Source organism: Amycolatopsis sp. NPDC051045 (assembly GCF_040682955.1).
Lineage (GTDB): Bacteria > Actinomycetota > Actinomycetes > Mycobacteriales > Pseudonocardiaceae > Amycolatopsis.
This window is the reverse complement of sequence record NZ_JBFBCC010000003.1, coordinates 255,182-276,999: the sequence shown is the minus strand read 5'-3', so window position 1 is coordinate 276,999 and position 21,818 is coordinate 255,182. Positions and strand designations below refer to the sequence as shown.

At 67.8% G+C, this 21,818-nt stretch carries 24 protein-coding genes and 1 tRNA gene; 11 read left to right on the top strand and 14 right to left on the bottom strand.

The genetic code is table 11. The features are described from left to right. Positions 1–70: 70 nt before the first annotated feature. A complete protein-coding gene (locus AB0M80_RS09060; protein ID WP_043787024.1) occupies positions 71–607 on the top strand; it encodes a hypothetical protein in 537 nt (178 codons plus the stop codon). A gap of 64 nt (positions 608–671) precedes the next feature. Here AB0M80_RS09060 and AB0M80_RS09055 read toward each other — a convergent pair whose 3' ends face one another. Together AB0M80_RS09055 and AB0M80_RS09050 are read right to left on the bottom strand one after the other, a co-directional pair. Continuing rightward, a complete protein-coding gene (locus AB0M80_RS09055; protein WP_364561081.1) occupies positions 672–1,124 on the bottom strand; it encodes a hypothetical protein in 453 nt (150 codons plus the stop codon). A 146-nt stretch (positions 1,125–1,270) separates the two neighbouring features. Beyond that, a complete protein-coding gene (locus AB0M80_RS09050) occupies positions 1,271–1,798 on the bottom strand; it encodes a DUF2020 domain-containing protein (protein ID WP_364561078.1) in 528 nt (175 codons plus the stop codon). A gap of 106 nt (positions 1,799–1,904) precedes the next feature. On the opposite strand from AB0M80_RS09050, the gene AB0M80_RS09045 reads away from it, so the two are divergent. Genes AB0M80_RS09045 through AB0M80_RS09035 form a run of 3 tightly spaced genes read left to right on the top strand, consistent with a single transcriptional unit; the run spans position 1,905 to position 4,649 of the window. Further along, positions 1,905–2,555 carry a hypothetical protein gene (locus AB0M80_RS09045; RefSeq protein WP_364562009.1) on the top strand — a complete coding sequence of 217 codons (651 nt, stop codon included), beginning with the start codon at positions 1,905–1,907 and terminating at the stop codon, positions 2,553–2,555. 1 nt (position 2,556) lies between these two features. Then, on the top strand, positions 2,557–3,195 hold the full coding sequence (locus tag AB0M80_RS09040; protein ID WP_364561075.1) for a pyridoxal 5'-phosphate synthase: 639 nt from the start codon (positions 2,557–2,559) through the stop codon (positions 3,193–3,195). A 56-nt stretch (positions 3,196–3,251) separates the two neighbouring features. Next, entirely contained in the window at positions 3,252–4,649 is a 1,398-nt protein-coding gene (locus tag AB0M80_RS09035) for an alpha/beta fold hydrolase (protein WP_364561073.1), read from the top strand. Here AB0M80_RS09035 and AB0M80_RS09030 read toward each other — a convergent pair. Next, positions 4,627–5,847, bottom strand: a complete 1,221-nt coding sequence (locus AB0M80_RS09030; RefSeq protein WP_364561070.1) for a cytochrome P450 — start codon at positions 5,845–5,847, stop codon at positions 4,627–4,629. The two genes, AB0M80_RS09035 and AB0M80_RS09030, sit on opposite strands and share 23 nt — an antisense overlap. A gap of 100 nt (positions 5,848–5,947) precedes the next feature. Here AB0M80_RS09030 and AB0M80_RS09025 point away from each other — a divergent pair, with 100 nt between their 5' ends. Next, positions 5,948–9,055, top strand: coding sequence for a BTAD domain-containing putative transcriptional regulator (locus AB0M80_RS09025; RefSeq protein WP_364561068.1), 3,108 nt, complete (start codon positions 5,948–5,950; stop codon positions 9,053–9,055). Here AB0M80_RS09025 and AB0M80_RS09020 read toward each other — a convergent pair. Genes AB0M80_RS09020 through AB0M80_RS09010 form a run of 3 tightly spaced genes read right to left on the bottom strand, consistent with a single transcriptional unit; the run spans position 9,039 to position 11,223 of the window. After that, positions 9,039–9,782 (bottom strand): ABC transporter permease, encoded by a 744-nt coding sequence (locus AB0M80_RS09020; protein WP_364561065.1) that lies wholly within the window; start codon positions 9,780–9,782, stop codon positions 9,039–9,041. The two genes, AB0M80_RS09025 and AB0M80_RS09020, sit on opposite strands and share 17 nt — an antisense overlap. Then, complete coding sequence (locus AB0M80_RS09015; RefSeq protein ID WP_364561062.1) at positions 9,779–10,714, bottom strand: ATP-binding cassette domain-containing protein; 936 nt, start codon at positions 10,712–10,714, stop codon at positions 9,779–9,781. The genes AB0M80_RS09020 and AB0M80_RS09015 overlap by 4 nt, the downstream gene beginning before the upstream one ends. Positions 10,715–10,773: 59 nt before the next feature. Next, on the bottom strand, positions 10,774–11,223 hold the full coding sequence (locus AB0M80_RS09010; RefSeq protein WP_364561059.1) for a nitroreductase family deazaflavin-dependent oxidoreductase: 450 nt from the start codon (positions 11,221–11,223) through the stop codon (positions 10,774–10,776). 86 nt (positions 11,224–11,309) lie between these two features. On the opposite strand from AB0M80_RS09010, the gene soxR reads away from it, so the two are divergent. After that, positions 11,310–11,765, top strand: a complete 456-nt coding sequence (gene soxR, locus AB0M80_RS09005) for a redox-sensitive transcriptional activator SoxR (RefSeq protein ID WP_364561056.1) — start codon at positions 11,310–11,312, stop codon at positions 11,763–11,765. Between the two features lie 250 nt (positions 11,766–12,015). Beyond that, entirely contained in the window at positions 12,016–12,312 is a 297-nt protein-coding gene (locus AB0M80_RS09000; RefSeq protein WP_364561053.1) for a hypothetical protein, read from the top strand. A 450-nt stretch (positions 12,313–12,762) separates the two neighbouring features. Here AB0M80_RS09000 and AB0M80_RS08995 read toward each other — a convergent pair. Then, positions 12,763–12,835: transfer RNA gene (locus tag AB0M80_RS08995), tRNA-Ala, on the bottom strand. Between the two features lie 33 nt (positions 12,836–12,868). Beyond that, positions 12,869–13,036: a DLW-39 family protein gene (locus AB0M80_RS08990; protein ID WP_003100602.1), complete on the bottom strand. Its 168-nt coding sequence runs from the start codon at positions 13,034–13,036 to the stop codon at positions 12,869–12,871. Between the two features lie 436 nt (positions 13,037–13,472). Between AB0M80_RS08990 and AB0M80_RS08985 the strand changes: the two genes are divergently transcribed. After that, entirely contained in the window at positions 13,473–14,630 is a 1,158-nt protein-coding gene (locus AB0M80_RS08985; protein WP_364561050.1) for an oxygenase MpaB family protein, read from the top strand. Between the two features lie 459 nt (positions 14,631–15,089). Here the strand turns inward: AB0M80_RS08985 and AB0M80_RS08980 are convergent, their stop codons facing one another. After that, positions 15,090–15,392, bottom strand: a complete 303-nt coding sequence (locus AB0M80_RS08980; RefSeq protein WP_364561047.1) for a hypothetical protein — start codon at positions 15,390–15,392, stop codon at positions 15,090–15,092. A gap of 111 nt (positions 15,393–15,503) precedes the next feature. Here AB0M80_RS08980 and AB0M80_RS08975 point away from each other — a divergent pair, with 111 nt between their 5' ends. After that, a complete protein-coding gene (locus AB0M80_RS08975) occupies positions 15,504–15,815 on the top strand; it encodes a hypothetical protein (protein ID WP_364561045.1) in 312 nt (103 codons plus the stop codon). Here AB0M80_RS08975 and AB0M80_RS08970 read toward each other — a convergent pair. Next, the gene (locus AB0M80_RS08970) at positions 15,812–16,645 is read right to left on the bottom strand and encodes a phosphoribosyltransferase family protein (protein WP_364562006.1); all 834 of its coding nucleotides are present in this window, start codon (positions 16,643–16,645) and stop codon (positions 15,812–15,814) included. The two genes, AB0M80_RS08975 and AB0M80_RS08970, sit on opposite strands and share 4 nt — an antisense overlap. 77 nt (positions 16,646–16,722) lie before the next feature. After that, on the bottom strand, positions 16,723–16,989 hold the full coding sequence (locus AB0M80_RS08965) for a hypothetical protein (protein WP_364561042.1): 267 nt from the start codon (positions 16,987–16,989) through the stop codon (positions 16,723–16,725). A gap of 3 nt (positions 16,990–16,992) precedes the next feature. On the opposite strand from AB0M80_RS08965, the gene AB0M80_RS08960 reads away from it, so the two are divergent. Continuing rightward, positions 16,993–17,652, top strand: coding sequence for a DNA-processing protein DprA (locus tag AB0M80_RS08960; protein ID WP_364561039.1), 660 nt, complete (start codon positions 16,993–16,995; stop codon positions 17,650–17,652). Positions 17,653–18,010: 358 nt separating this feature from the next. Then, positions 18,011–18,937, top strand: a complete 927-nt coding sequence (locus tag AB0M80_RS08955; RefSeq protein WP_364561036.1) for a hypothetical protein — start codon at positions 18,011–18,013, stop codon at positions 18,935–18,937. Between the two features lie 292 nt (positions 18,938–19,229). Here the strand turns inward: AB0M80_RS08955 and AB0M80_RS08950 are convergent, their stop codons facing one another. The 3 genes from AB0M80_RS08950 to AB0M80_RS08940 all read right to left on the bottom strand — a co-directional run bounded on the left by AB0M80_RS08950 (position 19,230) and on the right by AB0M80_RS08940 (position 21,783). Further along, positions 19,230–19,898: a DUF3800 domain-containing protein gene (locus AB0M80_RS08950; RefSeq protein WP_364561034.1), complete on the bottom strand. Its 669-nt coding sequence runs from the start codon at positions 19,896–19,898 to the stop codon at positions 19,230–19,232. Positions 19,899–20,025: 127 nt separating this feature from the next. After that, positions 20,026–21,261: a helix-turn-helix domain-containing protein gene (locus AB0M80_RS08945; protein WP_364561031.1), complete on the bottom strand. Its 1,236-nt coding sequence runs from the start codon at positions 21,259–21,261 to the stop codon at positions 20,026–20,028. A 33-nt stretch (positions 21,262–21,294) separates the two neighbouring features. Further along, positions 21,295–21,783 (bottom strand): NUDIX hydrolase, encoded by a 489-nt coding sequence (locus AB0M80_RS08940; RefSeq protein ID WP_364561028.1) that lies wholly within the window; start codon positions 21,781–21,783, stop codon positions 21,295–21,297. Positions 21,784–21,818: the final 35 nt, after the last annotated feature.

The window sequence follows — 21,818 nt, the reverse complement described above, 5'->3', positions numbered from 1 at the left end:
CGGCGGGAAAAGGGGCACGATAGGTTACGGGTAACAGAGCAGTGTCAAAACGAATGATGAGGTGAAGCCCATGTCCCGGGCGACAGCCCAGGCCGTCGAGACCGCCGACAAACTCGTCACCGAGGGTGTCAAGCAGGGGCGGCGCGCGCAGAAGAAGCTCGCGAAGAAGACGGAACTGACCCGCAAGGAGCTCAAGAAGAGCTCGAAGGCCGCTCGTCAAGAGGCGCTCGCGCGCCTGTCCGAGCTGCGCAAGCCGGGTCGCAAGGCGAAGAAGGCCGCCATCAAGGCCGCGAAAGCGGCCGGCGAGTCGAAGCGCCGCGGCAAGAAGGACTTCAAGGCGGCGAAGAAGGACTTCTACGCTGCCCTGTCCGAGGCCAAGTCGGCCGCCAAGGGCACCCGCAGCCGTCGCAAGTGGCCGTGGCTGCTCGGTCTGGTCGTGGTCGGCGCCGGCGCCGCCTACGCCCTCCGGTCGAAGCAGGAGCCGCCGGTCGCCCCGGCGCCGCCGAAGGCCACCCCGCCTGCGCCGAAGCCCGCCGAAGCGGCGAAGCCGACCCCGCAGGCGAACGGCAAGGCGCCTTCGACGGCGCCCGCCGAAAAGAAGAACTGAACGAGACACGAAGAGGCCCCCGGGGGTGCAGCCGGGGGCCTCTTCAGTCTTGCCTGGGGTCCGCTCAGGCGGCTGCGGCGTGCTTGTCGATCAGCTGGCCGAGGCGGGGCAGCGCCTCCTCGACGTTCTTCTTGCCGTTCGGACGCAGCTTCGAGTAGACCTTCTTGATGCTGTCGCGGCTGCTCTTCTCCGCGCGCGCGTCGGTGACGCCCAGCAGCGCGTCGGCGGCCTCGTCCGAGCGGCCGGTCAGGTAGGCGCCGAAGTCGTTGCCGCCCTTGGCCCGGTAGTCGGCGTAGAACGGCTCGAGGGCGTTGGCGAATTCGTCCAGCAGCGTGTCGACCGCGGAGGGGATGATGCCCGGCTTGATCTTCTTGACCGCGGCGAAGCCGGTCTTGACGACGGCACCCGAAACGCCGCCCTTGTCGGAGACCTCGGCGTCCACGAGGGTCTCGAAGTCGGACACGACAGCCGGGCGACGGCTGGAGTCGAGCAGGATTTCCTTGAGGGTGTCAGCCACGAATCTTGTCCTTTGTCGTTGCAGAGTTGGTGCCCGGCCCCGGGGTGGGGATCCCCGGTGGCTGCGGTGCGCGAGTCCACGAAGCCTGCGCGTGACGCACAGGGTAATACAAGATCAACATCACTCCCCCGTGTGGAGCCCGCTACCTAGAGCTTCAGGGCAGCGATAGCCTTCTTGACCACTGTGCGTGCCTTTACGCTCTGCTTTTGGTTGGTGGTCGCGATGACCGCCGCAGCCCCCTTCGCGACCGCGTAGACGGCGCCGTCGTCGGTGGACAAATAGCCGCCCTTCCAGCCGGAAGGGTCGCTCGCCGGGTTGGACGAGTCGAGCGGCGCCGCCTTGTTGACCAACGCCGTCGCCGTTTTCGCGTCCCCGACGTAGACACGGACGGTGAGCTGGACCTTCCCGTCCGGGCGGTAGAAGAAGCACGCCGGGTGCGGCTGGTCGGCGGACACGCGCACCTTCGAGACGTGCTGGCCGTTCGACTCGGCCACGAGTTCGCTGCTGAGGTACGGGCAGTCCTCGGTCGCGCCCGGCTGGGGGTCCGGCGGCAGGCCGCTACCCGCCGCGGTGGACGCGGACGGCGTGGCGGGGACCGCGGTGCCGGTCACGAGGGTGGCGCTGCAGCCGGCCAGCAGGACCACGGCGGGCGCGAGAAGTACGAGTCGTCGCATAGCGCGGACAGTCAACCACGAAGCATGTGTGAAAACTGCTGGCTGACGTCGCCGTGACGACCGGACGTGCGACGATGAGCGCGCGGTGTTCAAGGGAGGTCCCGGCGTGCTCACCCCCGAGCAGTACCTCGGCGCGATGGCCGAGCGCATCCAGCGGGCCGGTGGCCGGCTGGACTCCGTGCAGATCGGCCCCGCCACGGCGGTCGTCGGCCTGTTCACCGAGCGGGTCCTGCTCACGACGATGAACTACTGCGTGATCGCCGCCGCCGTCCCGGAGGTCAGCGCCGCGGCGCTGTACGACTTCACCGGCCGCGCGACGCAGCACGCCCGCGCGAACCTGACCGGCACCATGGGCTGGACGGCGGGGTCCGTCGTCCTCGCCGGGCTCGTCGGCGGGCGCGTGTACCCGGACGCCGCGCAGGCCGCGTCGGCGAAGTCGGGCAACCAGTTCGGCGGCGAGACGCGGATGGTCGCGGTGGACCTCTCCGCCGGGCAGCTGTACGCGTTCGTCGGCGGCAAGATCTGGGGCGCGGCGATGCAGGGCTCGGTCAACGCCAAGCTGACGTACTGCTTCCCGCAGCCCGCCGAGGTCTACCAGCAGGTCCAGTGGCAACAGGCGCAGCAACAACTGCAGCACCCGATGCCCGCGCCGGCGCCGCAGGTGCCGCCCCCGCCGTACGTCGGCCCGGCCGGTCCGCGGCCGCCGGTCTACCCACCGCCGGGGCACGCGCCCCAGCAGGGGCCGTACGGTTACTGACATGGTGCAGTTGCGCGGCTGGCCGTCGTTCCCCGAAGAACTTCCCGGGTTCACGCCGGAAACGGCGCCGCCGGACCCGCAGGCGCTGTTCTTGGAGTGGCTGACCGAGGCGGGCGAGCACGTGCTGGCGCCGCACGCCGTCACGCTGTCCACAGTGGACGCCGATGGCGCGCCCGACGCGCGCGTGGTGATCCTGAAGGACGTCGGCCCGGACGGATGGGCGGTCGCGACCAGTTCGGAGAGCCCGAAGGGCCTGCAGCTGCGCAAGGACCCGCGCGCCGCGTTGACGTTCTTCTGGCCCGGCCGCGGCCGGCAGGTCCGGCTGCGCGGCCCGGTCTCCCCCGCCGCGCCCGAGGTGTCCGCGGCGGACTTCCTCGCCCGGCCACCGGCGTCCCGCGTCGAGGCGTTCATCGGGCACCAGTCCCAGGTGTTGTCCGATCCAGCGGACCTCGACGCGGCGGCCGCGGAGGCAGAACGCTGGGTCGAGGAGAACCCGGGCGTGGCCCCGGAAACGTGGACGCGGTACTTCGTGGACCCGGACGAGGTCGAGTTCTGGCAGGCCAGTCACGATCGACGGCACGTGCGGCTGCGGTACCGGAAGTCCGGCGACGGCTGGGTCCGCGAGCGCCTCTGGCCGTGACGGCCACCCCTTTCGGGGGTATGCGAGTTCCGCGCCCGTGTGCGCATGATGCACCCATGCGCTCGAAGATGTTGACCGCCGGGCTGGTCCTGGCGCTGACCGCCGCACTCGGGGGTGTGGCCGCGGCCGACGCGCGTCCTGGGGGACGACCGAAGCTGACGGATCCGCACCCGTGCCCGGGCCAGCCGGGCTTCACCTGCTCGATCCTGACCGTGCCGCTCGACCACACCGGCCGGGTGCCGGGCACGCTCGACCTTCCCGTGGCGACCGCGGACAACGTGACCGCACCCAAGGGCGTGCTGCTGTTCCTCACCGGCGGCCCGGGGCAGGGCGGCGTCGGCACGATCACGCGGATCGCCACGCAGCGGCTGCCGGAAGCCGCGAAGGACTACCGGTTCGTCATGCTCGACCAGCGCGGCACCGGGCCGTCGGGTGCGTTAAAATGCCCCGGCCTGCAGGCGCAGATGGGCAGTTCGGACATCGCGACCCCGACGCCGGACGCGGTCACCGAATGCGCGCGCATCCTCGGCGACACGGCACCGCTGTATTCGACCGACCAGACCGTGGCGGACTTCGACCGGCTCCGGCAGGCGCTGGGCGTGCCGAAGATGGTCGTCGACGGCGTCTCCTACGGCTCCTTCACGGCGGCGCGGTACGCGATCGCGCACCCGCACAACGTCAGCAAGGTCGTCCTCGACTCGGTCCTGCCGCACCACGCTTCGGCGTCGGCTTCGCTGTACCTGACGGGGTTGACGGCGCAGGCCCGCGTGCTGCGCGCGGCCTGCGCGGTAGCTCCGGCCTGCGGTTACGACCCCGCCGAGGACCTGGCGTGGGTGGTCCGCCACCGCAGCGCGGCCGACGGCGTGCGGATCTTCGACACGATCGTCACGTACGAATTCGTCGACCCGACCTACCGCGCCCCGGCGGCGGGCGACATCATCGGCGCACTGCACGAAGCCCGCGGCGGGGCCCCGGCCCACCTCGACGGTCTGCTGGAGGCCTACCAGTCCGGCGGCGACGACCCGGCGGCCTTCAGCGCCGGCCTCCACGCGGCGACGCTGTGCGCGGACCAGCGTTTCCCGTGGGGCTCCTCGGCAACACCGGTCGCGTTCCGGCAACCACTGCTGTCACTGACCGCACGCACACTGCCGACGAGCGCGACCTGGCCGTACACGACCGGCGTGGCCACGCGGCAGGGGTTCATCCAGAGCTGCCTGCCGTGGCCGGCGGAACGCCCCGGCTCGAACCCGGCGGGCCCGTTGCCGGACGTCCCGGTGCTGCTGCTCAACGGCGACCGGGACCTGTCGACGCCACTGGAGTGGGCGCGCGAGGAAGCAACCCGGACCCCGCGCGGCGAGCTGGTGATCGTGCCGGGCGAATCGCACTCGATCCAGAACCGCGAGCGCGGCCACGCGGGGCGGGACGCGGTGCTCAGCTTCCTGCGGTCCACGTGACCGGCAGCTCGTGGACGCCGTAGATGTTCATGTCCGTCCGCAGCTTGACCTCGCCCGCCGGGACGGCGAGCTCCAGGGTCGGGAAGCGGTGCAGCAGGCCGGCGAAACCGGCGCGCATCTCGATGCGGGCCAATTGCTGGCCGAGGCACTGGTGGACGCCGTGGCCGAAGGACAGGAGACCGCGTGCGTTGCGGCGGATGTCCAGGGCGTCCGGGTCTTCGAAGCGCCGGGGGTCGTGGTTGGCGGCCAGCAGGGAGACGACGACGGTCGATCCCTTGGTGATCGTTTCGCCGCCGAGTTCGAGGTCCTCGGTGGCGTAGCGGAAGAAGATGTCGGCCACGGACAGGTAGCGCAGCAGTTCTTCCACGGCGCCGGGCAGCAGTTCCGGGTCGGCGCGCAGTTCGGCGCGCTGCTCGGGGTGTTCCAGCAGCGCGAAGGTGCCCAGGGACAGCATGTTGGCGGTGGTTTCGTGGCCCGCGAGCAGCAGCAGGAAGGCGGCGCCGGTCAGCTCCTCGATGGTCAGGTCGTCGTGGCGGGCCAGGTCGGACAGGATGTCTTCGCCGGGCTCGGCGCGCTTGCTCGTGACCAGCTCGGACAGGTACGTGTTGAGCGCGAGGTACGCACCCATCTTCTGCTCGAGCGGCTGCTCCCTGACCATGAACTGGGCCGAGTCGGCCTGGAAGGTGTCCCGGTCCGCGTAGGGCACCCCGAGCAGTTCGCAGATCACCAGTGACGGCACCGGGAGCGCGAACTCCTTGACCAGGTCGACCGGCGGGGCCAGCCGCGAGAGGTGGTCCAGCTGCCGCTCGACGATGTCGGCGATGTGCTCTTCGAGCTGCTTCATCCGCTTGACGGTGAAGGCGCCGGTGAGCTTGCGGCGCAGCCGGCTGTGGTCCGGCGGGTCCATGGCGATGAACATGCCCGGCATCGGCGGGGACGGCTCGGTGGCGGCGGGCATGCCGGTCTCGTACGGCACGTGGACGACGTCGAGGTCCAGGCGGGAGCTGAACCGCGTGTCGGCCATCATCTGCCGGACCTCTTCGTAGCCGGTGACGAGCCAGCCCTCGTGACCGTCGGGGAACACCAGCGGGCTGACCGGGCGAGCGTCGCGCAGCCGGGTGAGCTCGCGCGGCGGGTCGAAGGGGCCCGCGTCGCGTTCCATGGGGAGTCCGTGCGGGACGTCGACCGTCTGGCTCATCGGCTTTCCTTTCGTGGCGGTGTGGCGATGACGATCGCCGACCGGGCTGACACGGGCCTGACACGCCTCGGACACCGCCGTCCGTGGCAAGATCGGCCGGGTGCAGATCGGGATCCTGGGGCCCTTCGAAGTGCGCACGGACGACGGCGCGCTCGCCGAAGTGCCGGGCGCCCGGTTGCGCGGGCTGCTGGTCGCCCTCGCGCTCGAACCGGGTCAGGTGGTTCCGAAGGGCACGCTCGTCGACTGGATCTGGGGCGAGCAGCCGCCCGCCGAGGCGGCGAACGCCCTGCAACGCCTGGTTTCCCGGCTGCGGAAGGCGCTGCCCGAAGGGTCGGTCGACGGCCAGCCGACCGGCTACCGGCTGGTGGTCGCCCCGGACGACGTCGACGCCGTGCGGTTCGAACGCCTCGTCGGCCAAGCCCGCAAGGAAGACGATCCACGGCGGCTGCGCGAGGCGCTGGCCCTCTGGCGCGGTCCGGCCGCCCAAGACGTCGAACTGCCGGAAAGTTCGGCGTTCGACGCGGCGGTCACCCGGCTCGAGGGGCTGCGCCTGGCGGCCTTGGAAGACCGGTTCGACGCGGAGGTCCGGCTCGGCCAGGGCGCGGAGGCGGTCACCGAACTGACGGACCTGGTCGCCGCGCACCCGATGCGGGAACGGCTGGTCGCCGCCTTGATGCGGGCTCTCGTCGCGTCCGGCCGCGACACCGAGGCGCTGCTCGTGTACGAGCGCACGCGGGAAACCCTGGCCGACACGCTGGGCGTCGACCCGTCACCCGAGCTGGCCAAGGTGCACGTCGCGCTGCTGCGCGGCGAGCTGGGCCGGCGGCAGGAAAGCCGGAAGACCAACTTGCGAGCCGAGCTGACCAGCTTCGTCGGCAAGGACGCCGACGTCGCCGTGGTCCGCGAGCTCGTCGCCGAGCACCGGCTCACCACCCTGATCGGACCGGGCGGCTCGGGGAAGACCAGGCAGGCCACGGAAACCGCGCGCACCCTGCTCGGCGACTTCCCGGACGGCGCGTGGCTGGTCGAACTGGCGGCGATCGGCGCCGGCGACGACGTGGCCCAGGCGACGCTCGGCGCGCTCAAGCTGCGGGACTCGCTCGTCGGCGAGGCACCGGACGCGGAGCCGACGGACCGGGTCATCGCCGCCCTGCGCGAGCGGTCGATGCTGCTGATCCTGGACAACTGCGAGCACGTCATCGAGTCCGCGGCCGCCTTCGCGCACCGGGTGCTCGGGGAGTGCCGCCGGCTGCGGATCCTCGCGACGAGCCGGGAACCGCTCGGCATCACCGGTGAGGCGCTGTGGCAGGTCGCACCCCTGGCCCTCCCCGCGGAGGACGCGGATCCCGCCGAAATCGAGTCCGCTCCGGCCGTCCGGCTGCTGCGGGACCGGGCCGGCGCGGTGCGCAAAGACCTCCCGGCGGACGCCCGCACCCTGGCGCGCGTCTGCCGCGCACTGGACGGGATGCCGCTGGCGATCGAACTCGCCGCCGCCCGCTTGCGCACGATGTCCCTCGACCAGCTCGCGCACCGGCTCGACGACCGGTTCCGCCTGCTGACCGGCGGCAGCCGGACCGCGCTCCCCCGGCACCGGACGCTGCGCGCGGTGATCGACTGGAGCTGGGAGCTGCTGTCCGACGCCGAACGCGTCGTGCTGCGCCGGCTTTCGGTGTTCTCCGGCGGGGCGAGCCTGGAGGCGGCCGAGCGGGTCTGCGGCGACGACGAGGTGCTCGATCTGCTGACCGCGTTGACCGAGAAATCGCTGGTGGTCGTCGTCGGCGAAGACGCGCAGCGCTACCGCATGCTCGGCACGATCAAGGAGTACGCCGAACAGCGTCTCGCGGAGGCGGGCGAGGCGGACGTCGCACGCCGCGCCCACCTCGCGTACTTCACCGAACTCGCCGAAGCCGCGGAGCCGCACCTCCGCCGCGCCGAGCAGCTGGAGTGGCTCGCCGTGCTGGATGCGGAGCACGACAACATCGTCGCGGCGATGCGCGGCGCGCTCGCGGCCGGCGACGCGGCCGGGGCGATGCGCCTCGCGGCGTCCGCCGGCTGGTACTGGTGGCTCAGCGGGCACCGGGCGGAGGGCAACGAGCTGGTCATGGCGGCCACGGTCGTGCCCGGCGATGTGCCGGACGAAATCCGGGGCGTGCTCTACACCTTCGTCGTCCAGTTCGTGGCCTCCGGGCAGCAGGGAGACGAGTTCCGGGCGGAGGAGTGGATCCGCAAAGCGCACGAGATCAGCCTGCGGGTCGAAAGCCCTCGGCTGGCGTTGCGGTTCGCCGGCCCGCTGGAGCGCCTGCTGCACGGACCGGACGCGGCGCTGTCGGCGTTCGAACCGCTGCTCGCCGACGAAGACCCGTGGGTGCGCGCGGTGGCCCGGTTGCAGCTGGGCAAGATGCGCATCCAGTTCGGCCACGGCGACCAGGCCGCGGACGCGTTCCTCGAAGCGGCGGTCGCCGAGTTCCGCGCGCTTGGCGAACGGTGGGGCACTTCGTTCGCCCTGACGGAGCTGGCGGACCGCATCGCCGTGCGCGGCCAGTTCGCCGAAGCGTGCGAGTACTACGAGCAGGCCATCGAGGTCGTCACCGAGGTCGGCGCCATCGAGGACGTCGTCCGGATGCGGTCGCGGCAGGCCCAGCTGTACTGGCTCTTGGGCGACGAGAAGGCCGGCGCGGCCGCTCTGGCCGGAGCCCAGCTGGCCGCGGAGCGCGTGGCCTGGCCGAACGCACTGGCCGAGCTGGCGCTGACCAAGGCGGAACTCGCGCGCTGGAGCGGCGAAGCCGGGCAGGCACGCCGCCAGCTCGACGTCGCGACGGCGATGCTGGGCGAGGACGCTCAGTACGCGAGCATTCGCGCGGTGGCCCAAGACCTGCTCGGTTACCTCGCCGAGGACCTCGGCGAAGCCCGAGCCCACCGTGCGGCGGCGCTGGACGCGGCGGCCGAGACCGGGCATCCGCTCACGATCGCGCGCGTCCTCATCGGGATCGCGGATCTGGCCTTGCGCACCGAACAGGACGTGCAGGCCGCGCGGTTGCTCGGAGCGAGCGCGGGCGTCCGTGGCCTGCCGGACCGTTCCCAACCGGACGTGGCCCGGATCGAGGAAACCGCACGACGTCGCCTCGGTGACACGCGGTTCACCGAGGCGACGCAGGAGGGGGCGAAGGCGGACTGGCACGAGCTGGCCGCCGTCACGCTCGCTTCTTGAACGTCGACGACGCCCACAGGTAGCCGACGACGGCGATCCCGGTGCACCAGGCGAGGGCGGCGATCAGGGTGCCGGTGGCCGGCGTCCCGTTGAGCAGCCCGCGCAGGGTTTCGATGATCGGCGTGAAGGGCTGGTACTCCGCGAACTGCTTGAGGCCGGGGCCCATTTTTTCGGCCGGCACGATCGCGCTGCTGAAGAACGGCAGCATCACCAGCGGCACCGAAGCCAGGCCGGCCGTTTCCGGCGATTTCGCGGCCAGTCCCAGCGCGATCGTGAGCCAGCCGGTCGCGAAGCCGAGCAACACGACGACACCGAACGCGCCGAGCCAGTCCAGGAAGCTCGCCGCCGGGTCGAACCCCAGCAGGAAGGCCACGCCGAGGAGAGCCGCGATGGCGACCAGGTTGGTCAGCACGCTGGCGACGACGTGCCCGGTCAGCACCGCGCCGCGGGAGACGTCCATGACCTTGAACCGGTTGATGATGCCCTTGGTCATGTCGGAGTTCACCGCGGTCGCGGTGGCTCCCAGCCCGTAGCAGACGGCGAGCAGCATCAGCCCCGGCGTCGCGTAGTCGACGTAGTTCACGCCGACGCTGAACGCGTCACCGAACATGTACACGAACATCAGCATGACCACGACCGGCATCAGGATCGCGTTGAACACCGACATCGGATTCCGGGCGATGTGCTTGAAGTTGCGGCGCAGCATCACCATCGAGTGGGACTTCATTTTGCGGAAACCTCCGTCGCGTGGCCGGTGAGGGCGAGGAAGACGTCGTCGAGATCGGGAGTCTGGACGGAAAGCTCTTCGGCACTGAGCGCGTACTCGTCGAGTCTGTCCAAAAGGGACCGCAGGGATTTCGTGCCGCCGTCGCTGGGCACCCGCAGGGCCATGGCCTCGTCGTCCCGGGTGGCGTCGGTGAGCACCCGCGCGGCCGCGTCGAGTTCGGCGGCGGTGGTGAACCGCAGCCGGACGTGGGTGCCGGGGATCCGGCGCTTCAGTTCGTCGGCGGTGCCCTGGGCAACCACGCGCCCCTGGTCGAGCACCGCGATCCGGTCGGCGAGCTGATCGGCTTCCTCGAGGTACTGCGTGGTGAGGAAGATGGTCACGCCGTCGGCGACGAGGTCGCGGATGATGGACCACATCGTGCGGCGGCTGCGCGGGTCCAGGCCGGTCGTCGGCTCGTCCAGGAAGATGATCCGCGGGTTGCCGACGAGCGTCATCGCCAGGTCGAGCTTCCGGCGCATGCCCCCGGAATAGGTCGACGCGGGTTTCCGCGCCGCCTCGGCGAGGTCGAAGCGCTCGAGCAGCTCGGCAACCGTCTTCTTGCCCGCGCCGGCCCGGTTCAGGTCCACCATCAGCTGCAGGTTTTCCTGCCCGGTCAGCAGTTCGTCCACCGCGGCGAACTGCCCGGTGACACCGATCGCCGCCCGCACGGCCTTGGCCTCGGTGGCGACGTCGTGCCCGGCGACGCGGACCGTCCCGCCGTCGGCCTTCGCCAGCGTGGTGAGCACGTTGACGGTCGTGGTCTTGCCGGCCCCGTTCGGGCCGAGCAGGGAGAAGACCGTGCCGGCCCGGACGTCGAGATCGACGCCGTCGAGCACGGTTTTGTCTTGGTAGGCCTTCCGCAGTCCGGAGGCCGTGATCGCCAGGTCTGTCATGGGAACCACTGTCAGCGGACGGCCTGACACCGGCCTGACCCCAACCTGACACGGCTGGGTCAGCGCCCGGCCAGGCGCTCGACGATCACCAGCGGGATCTCCCGATCGGCTTGGGCCTGGTAGGTGTCGTAGAGCGGGAAGATCGAGGTCATCACCGGCCACAGCCGCGTTTTCTCCTCGGCGGTGGCGGTACGGGCCCGCGCGGTGAACGTGTCACCGCGGTCCTGGACGGTGACCTCCGGCTGGGCGACGAGGTTGAGGTACCACGCGGGGTGCGCCGGCGATCCGGCGTTCGAGGCCACCAGCAGGTGGCGTCGGCCGTCCTGCCCGTAGATCAACGCGGTGCGCCGGAGTTTTCCGGTCTTCCGGCCGCGGGTGGTGAGCAGCAGCGTCGGCCAACCCTGGTACAGGTGGCCGCGCTCGCCGTTGGTTTCGAGGTAGGTCCGGACGTGCTCGGCGACCCAGCCGGTGGGGCTGTCCAGTACTTCGTCGGTGTGGTCGGAAGCCATGGGGTTCTCCCTCGCGGTTCGGTCATTCACTGACCGTCGAAGGATCGAACTTAAACAAACGTTCAAGTCAAGCTAGCGTGATCAACATGGCCCCACTACCCGCAGACGCCACCGAAATCACCATCGGCGAACTGGCCGACCGCAGCGGAGTTCCGGCGTCGGCCCTGCGCTTCTACGAGCGGCAAGGCCTCATCCACAGCCGCCGCACAACCGGCAACCAGCGCCGCTACCGTCGCGAGACCCTCCGGCAGGTCGCCTTCATCCGGGCGTCACACCACCTCGGCATCCCGCTCTCGGTCATCGGCGACGTCCTGGCGCTCCTGCCCGAAGGCGCCGCCCCGACCCGCGAGTTCTGGGTCCGGGCTTCGGAATGCTGGAGTGCCGAGCTCAACGCGCGGATCCAGCGGCTGGAGCAGATGCGGGACCGCTTCACCGAGTGCATCGGCTGCGGTTGCCTGGCCTTCAAGCAATGCAGGCTGGTGAACCCGGACGACAAACTCGGCCAGACGGGCCCCGGCCCGCACCGGCTGTTCAAGTCCTGACCTGCACGTTATGGAGCTGGGGGGAATCGAACCCCTGACCCCGCCTTGCCGTACTAGCCTCGCCGCGTGATCATGAGTACAAGGATTCCTCTGCTACCACGATCCGCGGTTTTTCTATCGTGCGTCATGCGGGAAGTTTCGTACCTCGCCGACGTGATCACGGCCGGCGGCGCGTTCGTCACCGCTCAGCAGTATTCGGAGGAAGTTGCGGTTGTGGTCGCCAGACGGCACGTACACGACAATTGGTGAAGTGGCCGAGGTGTATTGCCTGGGCGAGGCAAGGGTCGGTGGTCGCTCGCTGATCCTCGCGGGCGGGTCGGAAGCCGGGGTGTGGGATGCCGAGACACTGGCCAATATCGCCACTTTCACCCCGGATCAGGGACGAGTGTGGTCCGTGACAGCGTGCGAGCTCGGCGAGCGCACCGCGATCTTCGGGGGCACCGAGAACGGTGAGCTGTACGCCTGGGCCCTCGGCGAGGAATCACACGCGCGAGTACTACGTCACGACGATGGAGTGCGAATCTGGGACGAGTCCGAGCTGGCCTAGATTCACCAACGTCCCGCCGGCGGCACCGGCCGCGATCGCGTGCCAGCGGCGGCCCGGACGCCCCTGTCACCCGGGCAAGCCCGGACGGGACGAGATCCGCGGAATGCGGCATAGTCTCCTCCCGCGGCCCTCGCAGTAGGCACGCGTGTGAGCGGCTGAGTTGGCCGGAGAGCGGGAAGCCGGACCGGCGCGGGTGAATCCGGCCGGGCGCGGTGCAGAATCCACGCCCGCCACACAGCTACGGCGAGCAGCGCTCCGCCCACGACAAGGCACCAACCCCACCAGGGCACCGACAGGAGCCACCGCATCCGCCGCCACTAAGCCGGCGGCTAAGGCACCTGGACGCCGCGCACCGACCAGCGCGGCCAGCAGCGGTACCCCGAGCGCGAGCAGCCACAGCCAAGGTGCTACCCAACCGCCTGACCTGGCCTTTTCGCGTCTGCCGGAGAGTGGAGCTGAGGGGAATCGAACCCCTGACCCCCGCCTTGCAAAGGCGGTGCTCTACCAATTGAGCTACAGCCCCGGACGCGGGCGGCGCACCGCCCGCGGGAAACCCTCAGTTGTGGGAAGCGCCCGCCGGCTTGGCCGGGGTGGTGCCGTTGGTCGAGGGGACCGGCGCGGTCGCTTCGCGCCAGAGGTCGGCCTCGGCCTTGGCCGCCTTGTTGCGCTTGACGACGAACAGGACGCCGCCCGCGATGACGGCGAGTGCCAGCAGCTTCTTCACCGAAGCCCCCTTCTCAGCTTGCTTCCCTTACGCCGCGATGTTACTGCACCGGCGCGGACGGGGTGTCGGGTACTCGTGGTTCCACGTGGAACCACGACGATGCAGGTAATGCACGTCACACGAGCCGGGAAATACCCGACCGGCCCGGCCTGTTGTACCCACTGGTCGGTGCGCCCACCGTGTCCCCCGGGCCTCACCCATCGCCTTCGCGGAGTTCCGTCCGGCTGGAGCCGCGAAGCGCCTTCTCGCCGAGAGGCGACCGTGCGGCACGCCGACCGTGACCGCTCAGCCCTGCCGGCCTTCTCTTCCCGGCAGGGCTGACCTGCGTTTGCGTCACGCTGTGTGGTCGTGACGATCATCCCGTGGTGGTGGCGCCGTGCCCGAACAGCGCTAGCGCCGGGCTCGTGACCAGGCTGAGGCTGAGCACGTGCCGGAAATGCAGAAATTGACCGCTGTCGAAGCGCTGAAGTACCAAGGTGACCCGCTCGCCGACGCGGTGGTCGCCGATTTGGTGTCCGGCGGAACGACCGAGGTGGTCAACGAGGTGCTGGCCCATTTCCGCGACAACGACCAGCCCATTCCCGACGACCTCCCCGAGCCGGTGCGCCGCTACCTCGTGGCCACGGACGCCCCGCCGGACTGGGCCGATCTCCACCGTGTCGCGGACGCGTACGAGTTCTTCGTGGACGACGGGGTGCACGTCGCGTCGGTGCTGTCGTTCGGCGCGATGGTCAACTGCTACGCCCAGCCACGGCCGTCGCGCGTGCTGTCGCTCACGCACCGGCTCAACCAGCCCCATCGCCGGCTGTCGGAAACCTCGCAGTTCGTACTGAATTTGATGGGCCGCGACCCGTTCGGTTCCGGCGGCCGTTTCGTGCCCACAATTCAGAAAACGCGGCTGATCCACGCCGCTGTGCGGTACTTCATCACCCGATCCGGCGAATGGGACGTCGAAGCGGACGGTGTGCCGTTGTGCCAGCAGGACATGCTGGGCGCGTTGCTCATCTTCTCCGTCCAGGTCATCGACGGAATGCGCCGGATGGGCATCGCGGTCACCGAACGCGAAGCCGAGGGCTACTACTACGTGTGGCGGGTGACCGGCGCACTGCTCGGCATCCCGGCCGACGCGATGCCCGAAACCCTCGTCGAGGCCCAGGCGCTGAACGCACAGCTCGTCGAGGCGACTTACGGCCCGTCCCCCGAGGGGGTCGAACTCACCCGCAACCTGCTGCGCCTCTACGAGAACCTGGTGCCCGGCAAGGCGTTCGACGGTGTGGTCGCCGCGATGGTCCGCCAGGTCGTGACCCCGGAAGTAGCCGACTGGCTCGAGGTACCGCGCTCACGCGCCTGGGGCCGCACGGTCGGCACCGGGGTCCGCGTGATGCGGCTGCTCGAACGGTCGGAAGACCGCAGCCGGGCCGCCACGGCCGTGCTCGACAAGGCCGGAAGCCTGCTGCTGGGTGGCAGCGTGCGGACGCTGACCAACGGCCAGTCGACCGCCCTGACCATCCCCTCGGACCTGCGGGAGAAGTGGCTTGCCGCCGGCGTCTGCCCGGTGGCAACACCGCCGCGCGGTGCTCAGGGTGACAATTAGTCAGGGCAGGCAGCAAAAAGCCCGACTCACCAAGTAGGTGAATCGGGCTTGACCTGCGTGGGCCTACCAGGACTTGAACCTGGGACCTCTTCGTTATCAGGTCAAGATCACCCATTCGCGATCAAGGTCACCCTCCGGTGACCTCGCGTTCGAATGTCCGTGGGCGTCCACAGAGATACGTACCAATGCAAGGCGATTGTCAGGCGGTTCGTCAGGCCAGTTCCGAACCGCTACCAGCGCACAGTCGAACATCGTGCGAGTTGCTGGCTCGATCGGCGGACCGACCTCGCTCTATGACCGATCCTGAAGCATGTGCCGCGGCCGGCGTGATCGTTGGCTCGCAACTGTTGCTGGAGTGGGCTCCATTGATGTAATTCATTCGGCGTGTAGCGAGAAGTCTGCTCTTCGGCATGTCGCGCGTCGTTGCCCGCGTTGACAGAGGTACGAGGCGACGTCCGATCATCCGCTACGGCGTCGCCCCGGTGGGTACCGAGGTAGCTCGACAACCTGTGCAGCATCCTCGACGTCGAGGACTACCTCGCGGACTCGGAGCTTCCGATAGCCGATGACAAGGTGCAGAAGTGCTTCGCCGTCGGCTTCCGCTGCGGAGACGAGAGCCGCAACAAGCTCGTTGCGTCTGGTGTTCGCCCCGGCTTCATTGGCTAGCTCAACTAGCTGATCAAGCCGGCGGTCCAGGGGGAACGGCCAAGACACGGACGCCGCCTTGGACACAGTCTTGGCCGCAACATCGTCGGCGTCCATGCGTACACCCTGATGCTCAGCCATCACCGTCGCCTCGCGTGTCTCATGCACCTGCTATGTACATAGGAGGTACTCTTGCAGTATCGAGCGCACATGTTCTTAGGTGGCATTATGGACCAGGCAGCCCTCTACGGGCCGATCGTCGAAGCGCGAGACGTCGTTGAGTCCTACCTGCGCAACCGCGTCGTTGTGGCCGGCTGGCGGCTGAAGTTGTCGGAAGCCTCTCGCCAGTTCGTGGCCCTCGGAGAAGAGGCGCTCGATGCAGACATGAAGGCTCTCGGCGGCCGGATCGATCTACTCGCCAAGTCTGACCTCACGGAGACCGACCTGGCACGAACAGTATCTGCTGACCTTGAACGGCTACTGGTTGAGGTGCGCGTTCCTGGTCTGCCGAAGCCCGAAGATGACGACTGGGCGTTCTAGATCGACCGCATGGTGCGCACGGGGCACAAGCTAGCTACCTGAGTCGCGCCCACCGACCTGAGCGCTCGGGAGGTCTCTGACGCGGTCGTACCGGTGCTATAGATGTCATCGATGATGAGTACCGACTGTCGCGACAGGTCGCTACGGCAGGTAAACGTGTTTTCGATCAAGGAAAGCCTCTGGCTTGGCTCTACATCCTTGATGGGCGGCCGGAAACCAGTCTGATCCTTACAGACGATCAATGGCTTGTTCAGTTGTCGACCAACCGCGGCTGCTAAGCGTGCTCCGAAGCTCAAGACCCTGGAGTCGTGGCCTGGCACGGAAGCGATTGAGTCGAAACCGGACAAAAGCGGGTGCCGGTTGATAAGAGCGCAGAGCTGCGTTACAAGAGCTAGCCCGCACTGACGCTGCTTGGCAGCGTCTGCCTCGTCCTTATACCAGTACTTTCCACGGTGAACGAGTTCTCCGACTGCGGTGTTGGGCCATGCCCCTGGCAAGACGCCCTGAACGGGGTCCTTATACCAGTCCAGCACGAGCCCGAAGTCGACACTTGCTGGCGTAGTCACCGTCAAGAACGTCCCGAGCAGATCTAGCAACGTCGAGGTAGCCGTTGTGGGGGCCGATGCGTTGCTCCAGAGTCGGCGCCAGCCGGGACCGACACCCCCTCCGCGCGTGACGTAGCTCACATCACAGAGCTTCACCTGTTCAAGTGCGCCGATAGGCCCACGAAACACCAGCTCATGCCCCCCGCTCGGCACAGCGGAGACCTGAACGTCCTCGACGTAGCCGCCGCCCCTGTTGCTGAGACGTGCTGGCTGCCCATCACTCATGCTCACCCGACCCCAGGTTCGACTCAGCCATATATTGTGCCTGGCAGAGTCGGCGGCAGGGCGTAAGACACGCCGGGTCAGCCATTGACCCCGTCGAACTTATGTTCGATGATGACCGAGTGGCCGAGTCGACACGGACAGGAGGACGGCCAATGACCGACTCCTTTGTGCGACTTCGACATGCCGTAGCCGGCACACAGCACGGTGGAGGCCCCAATCGGCTGGCCAGCCGGATACGTCGCGGCGGTTCCGAGACGTTCGACGACCTGATGTCTAGCCTGTCTAGCCAGCAGAGCAGCGCAGTCGATGAGACCGCGCAGCATCTCGCCGAACAGGGTGTGCATGCGGTGCTCCTGGGCGAAGATGGTTATCCGGACACGCTCGCCGCGAGCCGGTCGGCTCCCCCCGTCCTATTTGTCAAGGGACCTGTTGAGCTGCTTCAGGATCCCGGTATCGGCACCTGCGGTTCCCGACATGCTTCCGAGGAAAGCCTGCGCGTAGCGCGCGTGTGCAGCGAAGCTGTCGTTGCGAGCAAGTTCAATCTTGTATCTGGCTATGCGCGCGGCGTTGACATGATCACGCATACCGGCGCACTAGCCAGCGGCGGAACGACTGTTGTTGTCCTTGCAGAGGGCATCGAGCGGTTCCGAGTTCGACGGGGCGAGTTTGCGGACCTATGGGATCCAGCGCGCGTGGTGGTGGTATCCCAGTTCTCCCCCAACCAAAGTTGGAATGTTGGGGCAGCCATGACTCGGAACGCCGTGATCTCGGGATTAAGCCGAGCGCTGCTAGTGGTCGAAGCCGGCGAGACCGGAGGCACACTAGCTGCCGGGTTGCACGCTTTGGACCGTCAGCAACCCGTCATGGTTTTGCAACTCAGCGACACACCGGCCGGAAATCAGATCTTGCTAGGCAAGGGAGCAGTCCCCGTGCGAAGCCGAAAAGAACTCGAGGCTCGTCTAGCCGACCTGCCTGCGGCTGGTTCGGCGCAGTTGAGTCTCATCTGAGGCTGCTTACCCGGCTTCGAACGCTAGTCAGGCAGGCAGCAAAAGCCCGGTCCACCGAGGAGGTGAACCGGGCTTTGACCTGCGTGGGCCTACCAGGACTTGAACCTGGGACCTCTTCGTTATCAGGCCAAGATCGCGGTTTTCTGATCAAGCTCGACAGCCGATGACCTCGCGGTTCGACGTCCGCAGACGTCCGCCGAAGTGTCCAGCAATACGAGGTGATTGCCAGGCAGTTGGTCAGGCACTCACCGCTCTCAGGCCAGGCAGAGGGGGCGGTTGAGCAGCCGTGAAGGTTCGCCGCCGCCGAGTTTCGCCTACGCATGCGGCTCAGAGAGGCCTGCAGTGCGAGAATACTGCGATGTCCGGTGAAACGGAGAGCCTGCTTACGCAGATCGCGAAGGACGTCGTCGATGAGGCGGTGCCTCTGACGGTCCTGCTGCGGAAGTGCCTCATGCTGGGCGCTGAGGCCGGGTCGGAGAAGCTTCGAGAGTGGGCTACCCGAGAACTTAACGGCTACGTCGGAGCCAAGACCTTGCCGGAGTACCGGCAGATCGCTGCGCTGATGGAGCTCCACATCACGAATCGCTACGGCCACAACGGGCTCACGCAGCGATTGCAGCCCTCCGTCTTGCCAAAGGAGATCTTCAAGGACGTCGACATCGAGATTGCGATGATGGCGCAGGGGATCGGTGAGCTGGAAGCTATGGCCAGCAACGGCGAACAGCAATTCAGACTCAGTCCTACCTGGGCGAGCGTGATCGTCGCATACCTGAACAAGGCCCACGTTGACGAGAACAGCGTCGTGGCTGCGGCTTACTGGGTTGTCCCCAAGGCATCCATACAGGGCATGCTGTCTCGGATACGCACCACGCTCGTTGAGCTGGTTGCCGAGCTAGTGGCGCAGACGCCCCGAGACCAAGCGGCACCGGACAAGGTCACTGCTGATGAGGCTGTTCGGCAGATCGTGGTTAACGGCGACTACAGCACGATCACACTTCAGCAGAGTGGTGACGGCGGCTCTATCACGGCAGTTACTGCATCGGGTGCGGACCCCACTGCCATCGGCAGCCAGACTGCCGGCGGCGACGCAACCATTGGGAAAGGTCTTACCGTACGAGGCGACAAGAACACGGTCGCCGGACGCGACGCGTCCGCGCCCAAGGAGGCGGAGAAGGAGGGCTGGTGGAAAGGGACAAGGAAGCGCGGGATCCTCATCACGATCGCCACCGTCATCGCGGCAGCCGTTGCCGTGTTCGCTTGGATGGGCTGGACCCCCTGGGGCTGACCTTTCGCCGCCAACCCTACAAACACGAAGAGTGACATCTCAGACACGTTTCGCTGATTGAGAGTTCGATCGGGCGCGGTCGCCAGTCACCGTACGCCTCGATGCCTGAACATTGGACCACGATGCGTGACGCTGTGGATAACCCTGTGGACAGGATGTCAAACTGTTGTGTACAACCTAGCTCTTCCTGTGGACACAGGCGGGCGAGTTGACTATCTTGGGCTATGCGACCTCCACCGACGAAAGAGCCCCGGGGCTCTGCCGAAAGGCTAGTTAGTGGAGGTTTCGCATTTCAGTAGTAGTGGACGGTTCCGGCAGCGAACAAGTCATATTCTCTTCTGATCTTCGCCTTAATAAGATCATAGGATCTAGTATCGTTCCGCTCATATTTCCTCGAAACAGCCCACAGGCAGTAGTCTGCTACTTGCAGACAGGCATCGCTTGAGTTGGGCCAGAACGCTAAGACACGAGGAACGCGATAGCTAAGGTTTTGGCGCATGACATCGTCTACCGCAGCCCTAAACAGCGCTCTCCCCTTCTTCGTTCCAATGGCTGAAGTGACCAGGAAGACTGAGTCGCCTTGGCGGAACTCACTTCGCGCCAGCGCTCGCAGGTGATAGAACCACGCGTACTTATAGAAAGTGTGATCACTCGTCCGAAGCTGCGGCTGCGACTTCGACTTCTCCAACAGGGTGACATCGAACCTGAAGGCGTGCCGCGAGATGAGGCCGAAGACCTCGTCTCGGACCGGCTGCTTGTCCTCTGTGGCATGAAAGCAGGAGTCTAGCCCTTGATCTTTCCAAGCCAACTCTCGACGTAGCTGCGCCATATCGGCCGACAGAGCATCGGGTTCATGGTCACGGAGGACGATTGTCCCGACACCGAAATACTTAGTTGCGGACTTGTGCCTCGAAAAGTCGAAGTTACCAGTCTCATCGGCAAAGACGTAAACCGTCGACATCGTTTGAACCCTTGCTTCTCGATCGGATTCATCGACGCTAGCAGGCGTGAGGCACATGCCGCACCTCTGCCTCGGTGGGGATGTCCCCAAACTGTCCCCAGTATGCTGGGTTGACAAAAGTCATAGCCTATGCATCGAGATCAACTTCCTGTTTCACCATGCCGAAATGGGTCGCGAGTGCAGCAAATGTCGGCCCTTGACGACGTGCTGCGCGGTCAACCAAGCGCCGCATAGTCGTCCTGCCAAGTGGCTGGTAACGCACCCAGTCGGGTGCAAGGTCCCGCGCCTCAGCGAGCCAAGCCAGGGCGTCTCGGTCGCGGCGAAGGTCGGCCGCTGCGGCTGCGAGAAGCAGCCGGTGACCAGCCTCCCAGAACGCAGGAACGTCGCCTGCCGTGTCCGGCACTGCGGCTGCCAGGCGGAGCGCCTGTTCGGGGTCGCCCGCCCGTGCCGCGAGCTCGACGCTCTGGAGCGCCGCGACGCGCGGGCCGAAGATTGCGGCTTCCGTAGCCGTGTCGCCTCGTGACCGGATCGCAGCAGCGTGAGCGGCCGCAAGGAGGTCCTCGGCGCGGCTGGCGCTCCCAATGCGCAAAGCGGCGGTTGCGGCGTTGAACAGGAGGTTGCCGAACACACCGGCGCGTACCGGGTCGCGGTCGAGCATGCGCGGTTCAATCGCGGCCGCCGCCTGCGTAGCGACGCGCTCAGCGTCCTCTGCCCGGCCCTGGCGGACCAGCGTCCACGCCAGGTAGCGCAGCGAGATTACGGCCTCGACCTCGGGGGCGTCCGACTCGGCCGCAGCCTCAATCGCCCGAGCAGCAGAGGTGTACGCCAAGTCGTCGAAGCCGAGCCGGCCCGCGATGCCCGCGCCGAGCCGGTACGCGGTCGACAGGACGCGGTGTGCGCCAGCGCGTTCCTCGTCGCAGGTATCGCGGACGCCTCGGCGAGCGTCGGTCAGGACGACAGGCAGCGCGTGCAGCAGCTCGGTGTGTCGCCCATCGACGTACGCCCGCCAGGCCCCATGTGCGCTCGCTGTGAGTTCAGGGAGCGGCAGCAGCTCGCGGGTGTCGGCCAGGTCCTCAAGGCCGGGGATGGACGCGTCCGCAGTGATCACCCGGCGGAGCGGGGCAACGTCAACATCGCGGGAGTGGGGCGCTGGCATCGTGCCGAGCAGGGCATCGACCGGGACGCCGAGCGCGGCCGCCAGCTTTCGGAGGGTGGTGGGGCGGCTGGTCGTCCGAGTGCCTTGCTCGATGCGGGCCACGGTGTCGACACCGACCGAGGCGGCCTCGGCGAGCCCTTCCTGGGAGAAGTCGCGGGCCTTGCGGATGCGCGTCAGATTCTCGGCGAGCGGGTTGTGAGCGGTCATCCGTCCTCCGGCTGTGTGCGCGCGGTAACCAGACTATCGCGCTATGCGCCTGCCGTCTTCGCAGATCAGCAGCTCGCCAGTGTGCGCAGCGTCGAGTGCGACCGCCATCCGCCGGGCGAGGATCGGCTTGAGTCGCGGCGCAGCGGTGTCGAGCGGCAGCAGCGCCACCGACAGGATCTCGGGGTCCGTGATCGGCAGTGCCTTGATCTCGGCCTCGGTGACGAAGCCACCGTCGAAGACGAACGCCATCCCCTCCGGCATCCGCGAGTCGTCGGGGATGTAGTCGATCACCAGCAGGCTTCCGAGCGGTCGGTCAATGCCGACTTCCTCTGAGGTCTCGCGGACGGCGGTACGCCAGGGCGGTTCGCCCTCTTCACAGGCACCACCCGGGATGTCCCAATGCGACTTGTACGACGGCTCGACGAACAGCACGCGGTCGGCCTCGTCCCGGAACAGGACGCCGGCGGACATGCGCTTGCGGTTGAGCGAGCGCACGTAGTCGTCGAACGGGAGCAAGTCCACGAGGCGAGGCTACCGGCGGCAAGCGAAGCCCCGCT

Excerpts from the sequence above, each read along its gene's own strand:
- AB0M80_RS09060 (WP_043787024.1), top strand. The coding sequence starts at position 71 with ATGTCCCGGGCGACAGCCCAGGCCGTCGAGACCGCCGACAAACTCGTC.
- AB0M80_RS09050 (WP_364561078.1), bottom strand. The coding sequence starts at position 1,798 with ATGCGACGACTCGTACTTCTCGCGCCCGCCGTGGTCCTGCTGGCCGGC.
- AB0M80_RS09040 (WP_364561075.1), top strand. The coding sequence starts at position 2,557 with ATGGTGCAGTTGCGCGGCTGGCCGTCGTTCCCCGAAGAACTTCCCGGG.
- AB0M80_RS09035 (WP_364561073.1), top strand. The coding sequence starts at position 3,252 with ATGCGCTCGAAGATGTTGACCGCCGGGCTGGTCCTGGCGCTGACCGCC.
- AB0M80_RS09030 (WP_364561070.1), bottom strand. The coding sequence starts at position 5,847 with ATGAGCCAGACGGTCGACGTCCCGCACGGACTCCCCATGGAACGCGAC.
- AB0M80_RS09020 (WP_364561065.1), bottom strand. The coding sequence starts at position 9,782 with ATGAAGTCCCACTCGATGGTGATGCTGCGCCGCAACTTCAAGCACATC.
- AB0M80_RS09015 (WP_364561062.1), bottom strand. The coding sequence starts at position 10,714 with ATGACAGACCTGGCGATCACGGCCTCCGGACTGCGGAAGGCCTACCAA.
- AB0M80_RS09010 (WP_364561059.1), bottom strand. The coding sequence starts at position 11,223 with ATGGCTTCCGACCACACCGACGAAGTACTGGACAGCCCCACCGGCTGG.
- soxR (WP_364561056.1), top strand. The coding sequence starts at position 11,310 with ATGGCCCCACTACCCGCAGACGCCACCGAAATCACCATCGGCGAACTG.
- AB0M80_RS08985 (WP_364561050.1), top strand. The coding sequence starts at position 13,473 with ATGCAGAAATTGACCGCTGTCGAAGCGCTGAAGTACCAAGGTGACCCG.
- AB0M80_RS08980 (WP_364561047.1), bottom strand. The coding sequence starts at position 15,392 with ATGGACGCCGACGATGTTGCGGCCAAGACTGTGTCCAAGGCGGCGTCC.
- AB0M80_RS08975 (WP_364561045.1), top strand. The coding sequence starts at position 15,504 with ATGGACCAGGCAGCCCTCTACGGGCCGATCGTCGAAGCGCGAGACGTC.
- AB0M80_RS08970 (WP_364562006.1), bottom strand. The coding sequence starts at position 16,645 with ATGAGTGATGGGCAGCCAGCACGTCTCAGCAACAGGGGCGGCGGCTAC.
- AB0M80_RS08965 (WP_364561042.1), bottom strand. The coding sequence starts at position 16,989 with ATGCACACCCTGTTCGGCGAGATGCTGCGCGGTCTCATCGACTGCGCT.
- AB0M80_RS08955 (WP_364561036.1), top strand. The coding sequence starts at position 18,011 with ATGTCCGGTGAAACGGAGAGCCTGCTTACGCAGATCGCGAAGGACGTC.
- AB0M80_RS08950 (WP_364561034.1), bottom strand. The coding sequence starts at position 19,898 with ATGTCGACGGTTTACGTCTTTGCCGATGAGACTGGTAACTTCGACTTT.
- AB0M80_RS08945 (WP_364561031.1), bottom strand. The coding sequence starts at position 21,261 with ATGACCGCTCACAACCCGCTCGCCGAGAATCTGACGCGCATCCGCAAG.